The organism is Vibrio cincinnatiensis DSM 19608 (assembly GCF_900167345.1).
Taxonomy (GTDB): Bacteria; Pseudomonadota; Gammaproteobacteria; order Enterobacterales; family Vibrionaceae; genus Vibrio; species Vibrio cincinnatiensis.
In genome coordinates, this window is the sequence record NZ_FUXB01000019.1 from 41,559 (window position 1) to 55,799 (window position 14,241).

Consider the following 14,241-nt stretch of genomic DNA (forward strand, 5'->3'; position numbering starts at 1 on the left):
ATACTATTCATTTATACAGTAAAAGCAAAACAGACTGATCACATTTTAATTAAACCTATTTGACTTACATGTGTACGCTGATATTCTAGCGCACAACTGTAAGCTAAAGGATAATTTTATGGTCAAGAAACCGCCGTTGATCTGGCTGAATGTAATGATTTTCTCGCTAAGCTTTATACTGGCGGCTTTTGTCGCACCTTGGTATGGCTGGCAATTGGGTTATGGTTGGGAACACCTCTTTTGGTTAGTTGTCTGTTTTTCATTTTGTAATCTATCCATCACCATTGGTTACCATCGGCTTTGGTCGCATAAAACCTTTGAAGCACACTGGTTACTACGATTGCTTTGCGCCTTAGGTGGGGCCTTCGCTCTGCAAAACAGCGCATTACATTGGGCCTCAGATCATCGAGTCCACCATAAATTTGTCGATCAGAATGAGAAAGATCCCTACAGTGCCAAACGAGGTTTTTGGTACTCTCACATGGGTTGGATGCTGAGAAACTATAATCAGGACCGTTATTCCGATTACAGCAACTGCCGAGATTTACAAAAAGATAAGATTGTGATGTGGCAACACCATTATTATGTCCCACTCGCCATCGTGATGAATATCGGAGTGCCGCTATTTTTAGGCTGGTGGTATCAAGATATACTGGGGATGTTGCTTATTGTTGGAGCCGTCCGCTTAGTACTTAATCACCACACCACATTTTTTATCAATTCATTGGCTCACATATGGGGTAAACAACCTTATACCAATAAGAATACGGCGCGTGATAACGGTATTTTGGCCTTTTTCACGTTTGGTGAAGGTTACCACAATTATCATCATATCTTTGAAAATGACTATCGAAATGGGATTTACTGGTGGCAATATGACCCATCAAAATGGATCATCAAACTCTGCGCTTGGTTGGGATTGGCCAAAAAATTACGTATTGCCCCACCGCTTAAAATTGAAAAAGCTCGGGCAGAAATGCGCTTACAACTGGCTCAAGCTCACCTGAGCCAAAAGCCCCAGCTACAAAACATGTTCGCCCACGTTCAGCATGAGTTTGATGCTTTTATCGAAGAGTTGCATGAGTACTATGACATCAAAAAACAGTTATTAGAAAGTAAGGCTAACTCGGCCATTAAAAGCTATGAACGTTCCTTATTGAAAATTCGTTATCTACAAGTCAAACGACGTTTTCAAGAAACAAAACATCGTTGGACGCTGATCACAAAGCAGTATGCTTAACTCCTCTTATAAATAAAAGTGACCACAGTGTCACTTTTATTTTTATATAATTACTGCCCAGCAACCAATCGATAAACCCAGAAAATACATTTAACACAATATTTACCACCACGAGTTACTTAAATATCCATATTCTTAACTTCCTATTTTTTTGTTTGTTTTAGATCATGCAAATCGCAACTTTGCCTCGTCTCTCTATCTTGTTTTGAGTAAATTCTCAGTTATAAATTGTATTAGAGTGTAACAATTCAACATATTTGACTGGAGAATACTATGCTAGAGCTTTTTATCGGCGCAATTGTCACCATTGCTGTCGGTTATTTTATCGTCAAGGGATACAAACCCGCCGGGGTGCTCTTAACGGCAGGGATTGCGCTATTGTTAATGACAGGAATACTGGGTTATGACGTGCTTCCTTCATCGATTACCGCAACCGGTAACCTTGTCACAGACTCCATGGAATATGTGAAATTTACGTTGCAAAACCGCGGCGGTGGCTTAGGCATGCAGATCATGCTGCTGTGTGGTTTTGCGGCTTATATGACACACATTGGTGCTAATAATGTCGTGGTCAAACAGTTTTCTAAACCCCTTTCTGTCATCCGTTCCCCTTATGTTCTGTTAGTTGCAGCGTACATTGTTGCCTGCCTAATGTCGTTGGCGGTAAGTTCTGCAACAGGGCTTGGTGTTCTCTTGATGGCAACCTTGTTCCCGATGATGACAGCCATGGGAATTTCTCGCCCAGCTGCTGTTGCCGTGTGTGCTTCCCCCGCGGCTATTATTTTATCGCCAACCTCTGGCGATGTGGTGATTGCCGCAGAGAAATCTGGCCTTGCTTTGCACGTCTTTGCCGTTGAAACCGTATTACCCGTTTCTATTTGTGCGATTATTGTGATGGCTGCTGCCACTTTTTTCTGGAATAAATACCTCGACAAACGCGACAATACCCCAATGGAACGTATCGATGTTTCAGCCATTGAAGTCAATGCGCCCGCGTATTACGCCATATTGCCCTTTCTTCCAATTATCGGGGTGTTTCTGTTTAACGGAGAAACCATCCCGGGCTTATCCCTTGATATTTATACCATCGTCGTGGTCTCTATTTTTGCAGGTGCACTCGTCGATTTCATCACCAAACGTTTTGATGGTAAAAAAACCTTGGAAGATTTGGAGTCTTGTTACGATGGTATGGCAGAAGCATTTAAAGGCGTAGTAATGCTTTTAGTTGCCGCTGGAGTCTTTGCTCAAGGTTTGATGTCTATTGGTGCAATTGATAATTTACTAGGGTTAGCAGAAACGGCGGGAGCGGGAGGCTTAGCTCTGATGATGATTCTGACAATCCTAACGATGGCAGCTGCCATTGCAACAGGATCAGGGAACGCGCCATTTTATGCTTTTGTCGAATTGGCCCCTTCACTTGCAGCCAAAATGGGAGTCAACCCCGCATTCTTGATTATTCCCATGCTACAAGCCTCTAATTTAGGGCGTACCGTTTCCCCTGTCTCTGGCGTTGTGGTGGCAACCGCAGGTATGGCTCATATCAGCCCGTTTGAAGTTGTAAAGCGAACCTCCGTCCCTGTGATTTCTGGATTAATTACCGTCATCATCGGCACCATGATCCTGGTTCCAATGGCAAGTTAAGCTGACGTTACCACTCAGCATAATAAAGAGGGCGCAGAATTAGCGCCCTCTTTATATGCCTAACTAACGAATTTATATATCTCAACCCGTTAATATCACCAAGTTAAGATTTAACTTCACCATAACGCTCTAAATAAAGTACGGTCGCGGCTGTTCGTGAAGGCACCTGTAACTTTTTTAATAAACTTTTCATATGAACTTTGACCGTTGACTCAGAAATGAACAACCGATCAGCAATCTGCTTATTCCGAAAACCTTTCGCTACTTCCGCTAAGATCTGCGTTTCTCTATCCGTTAGCAGGGCAAATGCATCGGGTTTATTGATACGTTGTCGTAAATGCTCAGCAACCACAGAACTGTAAGCTTTATCCCCTTGCATCGCTTTTTTCAACAATTGGATAAGTTCATCCGGCTCAGTATCTTTCAGAAGGTAACCATCGGCTCCCGCTTTAATCAAAGCTTCAATGTCTCCAGCATGATCAGACACCGTCAAGATCACGACAAAAGCACTACACCCATCGGCCCGTAGCGCTTTTAATGTGTCTAACCCAGACATCCCTTTCATATTGAGATCCAACAAAATCATATCGGGCTCGATCTCATGAGCGAGAGCAATCGCATCTGAGCCATTACTGGCTTCTGCGAGTACATCAAATTCGTCTTCTAAACTGAGCAGTTGATGGATTCCCCGACGCATCAGAGGATGATCATCTACCAGCAAAATTCTACATTTAGTCACTTATCTATCCTTTGCACTAGGGTATTTCAGAGTAATCTTGCAACCCGAACCAAGAACGGCTTCAATAAAAAGCTGCCCATTTAAACGTGCTGCCCGTTCTTGCATAATACTCATACCATAATGGTTTTGTTTCATTTTTGGCACATCAAATCCACAGCCATTGTCTTCGACGGTAACCACAACATGTTCTTCGTCTTCATCACAATTCACATAGATTTCACTCGCTTTAGCATGTTTGATGGCGTTGATTACCGCTTCTCTAATCAGTTGCATCAGGTGCACTTGCTGGTGAGCATCTATCTCAAGAGAAGAAAGTTGGTTATTTAGTACAATCTGTGTTTCCGTTTGATCATCTAATTGACGAATCATTTCCTGTAATGCTTGACCAAAAGTCCCTTCTTTTATCGTTAACCGAAACGTCGTTAATAGCTCACGCAATTGAGTATAGGCCCCTGATAATCCTTGATCGATATCATTTATGATCGTGGTAGCTTGCTGTGTTTTCGTTCCAAGATCTAACGGGTTAATCACTCGTTTCAGTAGAGAAACCTGTATTTTTAAATAAGAGAGAGATTGTGCTAAAGAATCGTGTAACTCTCGAGCGATAGTCGTGCGTTCTTCCATCAGCAATAATTGCTCGGCTTGTTTTTGTGCCCAATTGTAATATACCGCCCGCGATAAAATATGCACAAAATTATCCATTAAGGTCGAATCGGGTAAAGGATAACCGCCTTGCCAATACAGATCGCCAAGATGCTGGCCATCTAGAATCAAAGGATGTTGATGGGTATTTTCCCCAACAAAAACGCCTTCACATAAAACAACGCCTTTCCCTGCCTCTTCCTCTATCACCAATTGCACAGCATTAACACCTTCAATGCTGATCATATTTTGTAAAATCGCCTGAAAATTATCTAAGGAGATACGTGACGCCGTTAGCTCTTGCAATGAATGATAAAGCACCTGCAATGACTGATTGGCGTGTTGTAACTTATGGGTTTTTTCATTCACCGCTTGTTCTAACCCACGATAGAGTTTTCCTAACTCCCCCGCCATATCATTAAAGGTACGCATCAGTATTCCCATTTCATTAGGGCTAGATGCTTCTAACTGAATATCAAATGAGCGATGCTGGACTTGTTCACTCGCTCGAACCAGCGCTTTCAGAGGGCGTACCACCTCTTTTTGAATATACTGAATAACAAATAAAGAAATAAGCAGAACACCCCCTAAACCGATACCGCCAACCCACGCTAATTTAATCAGTTTTTGCTCAGAAAATTTCTGTAGCTTAAAGACAAATTGATCAATTTCCCCAACAAACGTTTCTACTTCCTCTAGATACATCCGGTTATTTTCACTTTTTAAAATCGCTTTTAACGTCTCCCAACGAGAAACTAAGTGAGAATAATCTTGAGAAATTTCAGGAGGAACCGACCAATTCTGTAGTGCTCTCATGGAATCGGAATACAATGAATGCTCAAAATCATCAATATGGGTGCGGTAATCAACAGAATGGCTGTGAATATCATGAGCCAAACGATAACTCTGCATTCGCATAGAACCGGCGACGTTTACCGCTTCAGCATCGTTTAACGATGAAGCTAATGTCAAAATCGCAAATCCTGTCGTCACAATGGATAACAGCAAAATCAACAACATCGATTGAGCAATAATACGTGTGACTGATTTTTTTACCCGCTTACCCAATACAACCTCTCCAGCAACCTTAAGCTAATGGCAACGTTTACTCTGTCGCCATCTTCTCGTGTGCTCTTTTGCAAACGAATCACGACAATTAAATAGAGCCTTATTTATCAATACTAACAATATGTGATCACTCTCGCTGGAATTTATTGATCAAAAACAATATTGACCAGCAATTACCCCCTTGGAGGTATTTATACAGTGGAGGCAAAAACTACAATTTATGTATGGATAAGAATGGATTAAGTCTCACTGATACCAGTGAGTAATAACACCACATAACAGGGCAGTGAGCTTTTGTGATAGACCTTTCAAAACGACGTTTATTCTCACGTAAATCAGCGACGCTTTCAACGCTTCGCCTCCCTTGGGTTGCCAAACCCGAGGCGTTTACTGATTTATGTACTCGTTGTGGTTTATGCCAAAAAGCATGTGAACAAAAAATTATCATCCATGGTGATGGTGGCTATCCCCAAATTGATTTCCAGCAAGGTGAATGCACATTTTGTTATCAATGTGCCACCGTTTGTCCAGAGCCTATTTTTCTTCCACAGTCAGAGCCAACATGGCAGGCCAAAGTCGCAATCAGTGAGCACTGCCTTGCAAAACAAAATGTGGAGTGTCGAAGCTGTGGAGAGGTGTGTGAATCGATGGCCATACAGTTTCAACTCCAGTTGGGTAACGTTGCCCAACCTATACTCCACCTTGATGACTGCACCGGATGTGGCGCTTGCGTTTCTCTTTGTCCAACATCAGCCATCAGCGTGAATCTTCATCCATAACGATAAGAGGACATCATGTCACTCAATGAAGTACATATTTCAAGCTTAATCGTTCACACCCTACCTGAGCATTTGGATACGGTTAAAGCGCAAATCAATGATTTTGAGCAAGCAGAAATTTATGGCGACAGTCCGGAAGGAAAAATAATCGTCGTACTCGAAACCGAAAGCCAAGGTTTTGTGACAGAAACGATCGATGCCATCAACAACTTACCACACGTATTGAGTGTGGTTTTGGTGTATCACCAAATTGATACCCTTTTACCAGAAACCAATATCAACACTGGAAATCCGCATTCACAACTTGAGGGTGATGTATGAAAATGACAAGACGAGCGTTTGTGAAAGCAAACGCAGCCGCATCAGCCGCCGCCGTGGCCGGAATCACCTTACCGGCTTCTGCGGCTAACCTGATCGCCAGTTCAGATCAAAATAAAATAACATGGGACAAAGCACCTTGTCGTTTTTGTGGAACGGGCTGTTCAGTCTTAGTGGGGACACAAAATGGCCGAATCGTCGCCACTCAAGGCGATCCTGATGGCCCAGTAAACAAAGGCCTCAATTGTATTAAAGGCTACTTCCTCTCTAAAATCATGTATGGCCGTGACCGTTTAACTCATCCTTTGCTGCGCATGAAAGATGGGAAATACAGTAAAGATGGGGATTTTACCCCTGTCTCTTGGGATATGGCGTTCGACGTTATGGCCGAGAAATGGAAAACCGCACTGAAAACCAAAGGGCCTTCTAGCATTGGGATGTTTGGCTCTGGGCAATGGACCATCATGGAAGGCTATGCGGCTGTAAAAATGATGAAAGCGGGCTTTCGTTCCAATAATATCGATCCGAACGCACGCCACTGTATGGCATCAGCGGTGGTTGGCTTTATGCGCACCTTTGGTATTGATGAACCTATGGGCTGTTATGATGATCTCGAACATGCGGATGCTTTTGTTCTATGGGGCTCAAATATGGCTGAGATGCATCCGGTGCTTTGGACTCGCCTAACTGATCGACGTCTCAGCCACCCCCATGTCAGAGTAAACGTTCTATCAACTTACTACCATCGATCACTCGAACTGGCAGATCATGGATACATATTCCACCCCCAATCCGATTTGGCCATCGCTAACTTTATTGCGAACTACATCATTCAGAATAATGCAGTGAACTGGGACTTTGTGAATAAGCATACCCATTTCAAACAAGCCATCACAGATATTGGTTATGGCCTTCGTGATGAACACCCATTACAGAAAAAAGCCAAGCATGCTAATTCTGGTGATATCAGCAATATCAATTTTGAACAGTATAAACAATCGGTGGCCCCATACACGGCAGAAAAAGCATCTGAAATGTCAGGCGTTTCTGTCGATAAGCTCATTACATTAGCGAAGCAGTATGCTGACCCCAACACTAAAGTCATGTCCTTATGGACGATGGGGGTCAACCAACACACCCGTGGCGTGTGGATGCAGAGTTTAATCTACAACCTCCACTTACTGACAGGTAAAATTGCCACACCGGGCAACAGTCCATTCTCATTGACAGGCCAACCTTCTGCCTGTGGTACAGCGAGAGAAGTTGGAACCTTTGCCCACCGTTTACCCGCCGATATGGTGGTCACCGATCCCAAACATCGTGCATTAGCCGAAAAAGTGTGGAAACTGCCTGAAGGCACAATCCCTGATAAACCAGGGTTCCATGCTGTACAACAAGATCGCATGCTCAATGATGGGATCCTAAATTGCTACTGGGTACAGTGCAATAACAATATGCAGGCGGGACCAAACATTAATAATGAACGTCTTCCGGGATATCGTAACCCAGAAAACTTTATTGTTGTGTCAGACCCTTACCCAACTGTCACGGCTCAAGCTGCTGACCTCATTTTACCCACCGCCATGTGGGTAGAAAAAGAAGGGGCCTATGGTAATGCGGAGCGTCGAACTCAAGCTTGGTATCAACAAGTAAAAACCGTTGGCGAAGCTAAATCTGACTTATGGCAGGTGATGGAGTTCTCTAAACGCTTTAAAGTGGAAGACGTGTGGCCAGAAGAACTGCTAGCAAAAACACCACAATACCGCGGGAAAACACTGTTTGATGTGTTGTACCGTAACGGACAAGTCGACCAATTCCCCGTTGAGCAAGCAAAAGAGCTGAATGATGATGCTCAACACTTTGGTTTCTATGTGCAAAAAGGATTGTTTGAAGAATATGCCACCTTTGGTCGTGGTCATGGACACGATCTCGCCCCTTATGATGTTTACCACCAAGTCCGCGGCCTACGCTGGCCAGTAGTGGATGGAAAAGAAACCTTATGGCGCTTTAAAGAAGGGTCGGATCCTTACGCTAAAGCAGGTAGTGGTTGGGATTTCTATGGCAAACCAGACAGTAAAGCTTGGATCATCTCTGCACCTTATGAAGCACCACCTGAGGTGCCCGATGAAGAATATGACTTATGGCTTTGCACCGGCCGAGTGCTCGAACATTGGCATACTGGCACCATGACTCGTCGCGTTCCTGAATTGTATAAAGCCGTTCCGGATGCCGTTTGTTTCATGCACCATGAAGATGCGGTGGCCCGCGGGTTGCGTCGAGGAGATGAAGTTTTGATTTCCAATAAACGAGGAGAAGTCCGTGTTCGTGTCGAGACTCGAGGTCGAAACAAACCCCCTCGTGGATTAGTTTTTGTTCCCTTCTTTGATGCGCGAATTCTGATTAACAAACTGATTTTGGATGCAACAGACCCACTTTCGAAACAAACCGACTATAAAAAATGTCCGGTAAAAATCACCAAAGTGGCCTAGCCAATTAGCTTGACTGACTTGGCTGCTCTTTGAGCAGCCTTTATACAGAATTTAGCCATAAGGCGGAGAAATAAATATGAAAAAAATACTCGTTGGCTTACTGGTTCTTGGGGCCATCCTAACTGGTCTTGCCAAAGCTGAGCTAGACACACCACTCGAGCTAAGCAACCTTGAATCATTACGTGGTATGACAGGCATTGCAGAAACCCTTCCGGCGGAAGAGATGAAACGGCAACCTCGTGAACAAATGTTAAATACCGATTTTGTCTATCAACCCCCTTTGATTCCTCATGATATACGTAACTATGAAGTCTCATTGAACGCCAATAAATGCCTTAGCTGCCATAGTTGGAAAAATGCGAAAGTAATGGGCGCGACCAAAATCAGTGTCACTCACTTTGTCGATCGGGAAGATGCCGTATTGGCGGACGTATCACCGCGCCGCTATTTCTGCCTACAGTGTCATGTTCCACAAACCGATGCAAAACCATTAGTTGAAAACCGCTTTAAAAGCGTTGATGCACTCAATTAACCCAAGCGGCAGATTAGACAAAGAGGCAATGTATGAAATTACTGAAAGCATTTTGGCGACGACTTACCGCTCCAAGTAAAGCAGCGGTGGGCGTGGTTCTGTTTATGGGATTTATCGGTGGCTTACTGTTTTGGGGTGCATTTAACACCGGAATGGAAGTCACCAATACCGAAGAGTTTTGTTCTGGATGCCACGCTCCTATCGTGGCTGAAATACAAGAAACCATCCATTACTCCAACCGTTCAGGGGTTCGAGCCATCTGCTCTGATTGCCATGTTCCTCACGAGTGGACGGATAAGATTGTTCGAAAAGTACAAGCATCCAAAGAACTTTTTGCGCATGTGGTCTTAAAGACCATTGATACACCAGAAAAATTTCAAGCACGACGTGCTCACTTAGCTGAACGTGAATGGGTTCGAATGAAGAATAATGATTCCTTGGAATGCCGTAACTGTCACCAGTTTGAATATATGGATTTCTCGGTACAAAGTACCATCAGTGCTAGGCAGCACTCTACTGCCTTGGCTTCTGGTGAAAAAACCTGTATCGATTGCCATCGAGGCATTGCGCATAATTTACCTGACATGCATGGTGTCGAAGGCTGGCAATAACAGAGGAGTTAAGCAATGAGTCGTTTAGAGTCATTTATTTGGTATTTTCTTGGTTACAGTGCCATGCCAGTGATCATTTTGAGTGGATTTATCGGTGTCGCCATCGTTTCTCTTTGGTTACTGTCCATCACCAAGGATAAAAATTTGTAAACGAAACAGAGCCCCTAATAAGTGCTCTTACTAGGGGCTCAAAGTACATCCATAGCCATGATACACTTCCTCTTCCCTTATTGAACACTATGGCACGCCACACCTCATCGCCATTAGCAATCAACCACCAAAACGCCTAATGGCTCATGCAGAACTCATATCGAACAGCTTAGTGCACTAAGATCATCTTCAGTGTCTAAATCTCCATGCAACGGAGAGAGTCGATAACACCATTCCCGATAATGTTCGATCAACACGACCAGGAATGGAATATGAGGGAATGAGATAATGATTAAGGTTTATCTGTCAGTCGATTGGTAAAGGCAAGGACGTTTTCTGGACAAACATCAATACAGCGCCCACAGCTAATACAGTTCTTATCCATCACTTTGAGCTCCCCTTCTTTTAAAGGCTGTCTTAACACATCCGGCTCAGGACACACATGGTAGCAATCCATACATTTAGTGCAGGCCTCTCGGTTCACCACCTTAATTCGCAGTATGCTTTTTTGTCCAATGACTCCATAGGTTGCACCAAGTGGGCAAAGGTGGCCACACCAAGCATGATCGACCAGTAATAGATCCATCAGGAAAACCAGTAGTACAAGGATCCACCCCATTCCTATACCGAAAATTAAGCCCCGGTGTAAGGTTGCAACAGGATCAATCCATGGCCACACTAAACTGCCTGATAACGCACTGCCTAATAATAAGGCGGCGACTAACCAGTATCGTAATTGATTATTCCAACGATAACTGGCTTTGATTTCAAATTTCCGTTTCAACCAAGCCGCAATATCCGTCACCATATTCATTGGACAAACCCAAGCACAAAAAGCGCGAGGGCTAACCAGTGCATAAAAAGCCACCACAATGAGCACCCCGAAAATGGCACTTAACTCAGGAATATGCCCGCTAAAAAGTATCTGTAGGAAGATCAGCGGATCAGTTAAAGGAACCGTATCAAGCAACACACTGGATGATAAGTTACCCTGCAATATGTTAATAGTCGGAGCGAGTAAAAACAGCACGATAATACTGATCTGACAGAGCCTCCGGAGAATAAGAAAACGATGCGCAGGCCACCAACCCAATTTTTCAACGGCCTCTTTACCCGCATGTTTTGCCAAATTTTTCGCCATCTTAATTTCCTCCTAAGCTTTCTAACGCGCCCGCAGGAATATCACTGGTATCAGGAACACGGTTCTGAAGTGGTTTGGTAATCTCTTCCCACCCTAATTGATAGTGATCGCCCATTTTTCCTTTGGCTAAATCTCTGGGGACCACTTTTATCGCAGCCACCTCCGTCACACACGCTTCCTCACATTTTCCACACCCCGTACATTGATCTGGGTTAACGGTAGGAATCAGCTTGGCGTGTACCCCCGTACGCTCGTTTCGAACATATTCAAGCGTGATCGCTTCATCGATTAACGGGCAAACCCGATAACAAACATCACAGCGAAGTCCCTGCCAATTTAAGCAGGTTTGCTGATCGATAAGTACGGCTATCCCCATTTTTGCATCATCAATATTCGTCAGATTAGGGTCTAATGCACCACTTGGGCATGCGACGACACAGGGAATGTCTTCACACATCTCACAGGGAATATCACGAGCGTGAAAGTAAGGTGTTCCGGATTCTAGCGGAGAAAGTAGCGTCGCCAGTTTGAGCGTGTCATAAGGACAAGCCTTGACGCAAAGGCCACAACGAGTACACGCTTTTTCAAAATCCCCCTTAGGGAGAGCGCCGGGTGGTCTAAGCGGTACACCGCTGCCTTCTCTTGCTTGACTTTGTAACGACTGAACACCCAGTACCGTCGCAAATGCACCAACGCCAACGGCTGTTCGAAGTGAGTCTCGTAAAAACCGACGGCGGCTCTCTGATAGTTTCTTTGAAGGATGAATACTCATGACACTGACCTTATATGCCGATACAACACAGATTGAAGCTTCCTACTCTATAAGGCCTCACATATCACTCGATAGCCTTTAGCGGCATCAACGGCTATAACAGGAATACACACCACGTTGTCACGCTTGCCGGAATAGAAAGACAATACATTTTCAATGGATATAGAAAGAATAGGACAACTGTATAAATATACGGGGTGATTCCTATCCCTCTAAAGAGGTAATCCAAAGGGTTATTGTGTTAGATCAAGATTAAAGCGTCACTATCCCACTTCTTAGCCATAACATCTTTTTTATCGATTCTATATCGACAGCGTTTATGAATATAAATCGAATTTATTCAGAAGTATTATCAAAGACATTAGAACGATAATGTTAAAAGCAAAAACCATAACAGAAATTAATAAGTTACTATTATTTTTATTATTCCAAATACAAGACAATCACCAAAATTCCACAATAACAATGATATTTAGGCCAGACGACTCCCTCACCGAAGAAAAACTCGATAAATAAAACCTGATACACTTGAACGATTAACAGGCTCTTGTCCGGACCCCACTTAAAACGTAAGAAAAAACGGACAATTAATTGTGAACCATGTCATATTTTCTTCGCTTAAAATCAAGCTTCATGCTAGACTTCGCTTCATATTGCAGTCGGAATATTCTTACGCACGGCTGTTTATCAGGATAGTTTTTCATCATATGGATGTGACCAATTAGTTGTTACCACAAGGTCACTCACTTTATGTCGTTTTTAAAAAATTTAGCAATCCGCAATAAAATTGCGCTTGCCTTTAGTATTATTGCTTTAGTCAATATTGCTTTTGGCATTTATGTATATCGTTCTCTTAATATCATTGAAGATGAAGTTTTAGAATTAACGGACAGTACTTTGCCTTCGCTAATGATGGTTAATGATATTAAATATAATATGGCCTCCATTCGACGAGCTCAATTCGGTATTATTTCAGAAACCGATGATGCAGCGATTAAAGCTGATATACAGTGGATGAATGAGATCGAACAAGAGATACAAGAACAGTTAGCCAGCTATGAACGCACACTTTGGGACGAGACCGATCGGGCAAAATTTTTTGCCATAAAGAACAACTGGCAAACCTATTTACGTGACCTTGAGTCATTTAATAGCGATGTGTTAAATGACAACTTTGATAAAGCCATCAGTGAAATGCAAAAAACCTTGGCGACTTACGAGAAAAGCGAAGCCGCAGTGGATGAATTACTTCAATTGAATGTCTCCTATGCTGATGAGAACCGTACGACCCTTACTGAATTAATCCATAGTATTGCCCAATTTACCCTAACTTGTATCATTACTATCCTGATTTTTATGGCAGTAATGACTTGGTTACTCTCTAGCCTAATTTGCCGTCCGTTGCAGTTGGTTGTGGCACAAGCTAAAGCGATTGCCAAAGGTAATCTCACCTATAACCTAAACCGACAAGAGATTGGCGAAGATGAACTCGGCAACCTTGCCGATGCATGTAGTACCATGCAAGGTAACCTAGCGACCACGGTGGAAGAAATTGTTGCTGGAGCCACTCAACTGGCTCATGCGGTGGATGAAGTCAGCGCAGTCTCTGAGCAAACGTCACAAGGCATGCAAGAGCAGCAAGAAGAAGTGATGCAAATCGCCACCGCGATGGCTGAAATGAAGTCGACCGTTGCTGAAGTCGCTCGTAACACAGAAGTCGCGTCTGACTCAGCTCGTGACAGTAATGAACAAGCCACCTCAGGCTCAGAACAAATGGCGGCTGTCGCTAATTCCATTATTCAAGTCACGCAAGAAATTGAAAAAGCAGAACAACGCGTCTTAGAGCTGGAACAACAAGCGCAGCAGATCAATATGGTGGTGGATGTGATCAGCAATATTGCCGACCAAACCAATCTGCTGGCACTCAATGCAGCCATTGAAGCGGCCCGTGCGGGTGAACAAGGGCGCGGCTTTGCCGTCGTCGCGGATGAAGTCCGTGCTTTAGCCGGAAAAACTCAGCAATCTACCGGAGACATTGTCACTATTATTCAAAATCTCCAAACCTGTGCGGTTAAAGCTCGTGAAGCCACCGCACAAAGCAGTGAATTGATGGGCCAAT

General features: G+C 43.6%; 13 protein-coding genes. 9 read left to right on the forward strand and 4 right to left on the reverse strand.

Translation table 11 applies throughout. The features are described 5' to 3' along the window. The first annotated feature begins 118 nt into the window (after window positions 1-118). Window positions 119-1,240 carry an acyl-CoA desaturase gene (locus tag B5D54_RS15145; RefSeq protein WP_078927398.1) on the forward strand — a complete coding sequence of 374 codons (1,122 nt, stop codon included), beginning with the start codon at window positions 119-121 and terminating at the stop codon, window positions 1,238-1,240. A 273-nt stretch (window positions 1,241-1,513) separates the two neighbouring features. Continuing rightward, window positions 1,514-2,881, forward strand: a complete 1,368-nt coding sequence (gene dcuC / locus B5D54_RS15150; protein ID WP_078927399.1) for an anaerobic C4-dicarboxylate transporter DcuC — start codon at window positions 1,514-1,516, stop codon at window positions 2,879-2,881. A gap of 103 nt (window positions 2,882-2,984) precedes the next feature. On the opposite strand, the gene B5D54_RS15155 is transcribed toward dcuC, so the two are convergent. Together B5D54_RS15155 and narQ are read right to left on the reverse strand one after the other, a co-directional pair. Continuing rightward, window positions 2,985-3,620, reverse strand: a complete 636-nt coding sequence (locus tag B5D54_RS15155) for a response regulator (RefSeq protein ID WP_078927400.1) — start codon at window positions 3,618-3,620, stop codon at window positions 2,985-2,987. Beyond that, window positions 3,621-5,330 carry a nitrate/nitrite two-component system sensor histidine kinase NarQ gene (narQ, locus tag B5D54_RS15160; protein ID WP_078927401.1) on the reverse strand — a complete coding sequence of 570 codons (1,710 nt, stop codon included), beginning with the start codon at window positions 5,328-5,330 and terminating at the stop codon, window positions 3,621-3,623. Between the two features lie 296 nt (window positions 5,331-5,626). Between narQ and napF the strand changes: the two genes are divergently transcribed. The 6 genes from napF to B5D54_RS15190 all read left to right on the forward strand — a co-directional run bounded on the left by napF (window position 5,627) and on the right by B5D54_RS15190 (window position 10,209). Continuing rightward, window positions 5,627-6,109 (forward strand): ferredoxin-type protein NapF, encoded by a 483-nt coding sequence (gene napF / locus B5D54_RS15165; RefSeq protein WP_078927402.1) that lies wholly within the window; start codon window positions 5,627-5,629, stop codon window positions 6,107-6,109. A 15-nt stretch (window positions 6,110-6,124) separates the two neighbouring features. Beyond that, the gene (locus B5D54_RS15170; RefSeq protein ID WP_078927403.1) at window positions 6,125-6,430 is read left to right on the forward strand and encodes a chaperone NapD; all 306 of its coding nucleotides are present in this window, start codon (window positions 6,125-6,127) and stop codon (window positions 6,428-6,430) included. Then, window positions 6,427-8,916 carry a periplasmic nitrate reductase subunit alpha gene (gene napA / locus B5D54_RS15175; protein WP_078927404.1) on the forward strand — a complete coding sequence of 830 codons (2,490 nt, stop codon included), beginning with the start codon at window positions 6,427-6,429 and terminating at the stop codon, window positions 8,914-8,916. The genes B5D54_RS15170 and napA overlap by 4 nt, the downstream gene beginning before the upstream one ends. Window positions 8,917-8,992: 76 nt before the next feature. Continuing rightward, the gene (locus B5D54_RS15180) at window positions 8,993-9,448 is read left to right on the forward strand and encodes a nitrate reductase cytochrome c-type subunit (RefSeq protein ID WP_078927405.1); all 456 of its coding nucleotides are present in this window, start codon (window positions 8,993-8,995) and stop codon (window positions 9,446-9,448) included. Window positions 9,449-9,480: 32 nt separating this feature from the next. Further along, window positions 9,481-10,059, forward strand: coding sequence for a NapC/NirT family cytochrome c (locus B5D54_RS15185; protein ID WP_078927406.1), 579 nt, complete (start codon window positions 9,481-9,483; stop codon window positions 10,057-10,059). Between the two features lie 15 nt (window positions 10,060-10,074). Next, window positions 10,075-10,209, forward strand: a complete 135-nt coding sequence (locus B5D54_RS15190) for a TIGR02808 family protein (RefSeq protein WP_078927407.1) — start codon at window positions 10,075-10,077, stop codon at window positions 10,207-10,209. Between the two features lie 292 nt (window positions 10,210-10,501). Here B5D54_RS15190 and napH read toward each other — a convergent pair whose 3' ends face one another. Both napH and napG read right to left on the reverse strand, forming a co-directional pair. Beyond that, on the reverse strand, window positions 10,502-11,350 hold the full coding sequence (gene napH / locus B5D54_RS15195; protein WP_078927408.1) for a quinol dehydrogenase ferredoxin subunit NapH: 849 nt from the start codon (window positions 11,348-11,350) through the stop codon (window positions 10,502-10,504). Between the two features lies 1 nt (window position 11,351). Further along, window positions 11,352-12,122, reverse strand: a complete 771-nt coding sequence (gene napG, locus B5D54_RS15200; protein ID WP_078927409.1) for a ferredoxin-type protein NapG — start codon at window positions 12,120-12,122, stop codon at window positions 11,352-11,354. Between the two features lie 750 nt (window positions 12,123-12,872). Between napG and B5D54_RS15205 the strand changes: the two genes are divergently transcribed. After that, on the forward strand, window positions 12,873-14,241 hold a 1,369-nt coding region (locus B5D54_RS15205), incomplete at its 3' end, for a methyl-accepting chemotaxis protein (protein WP_078927410.1).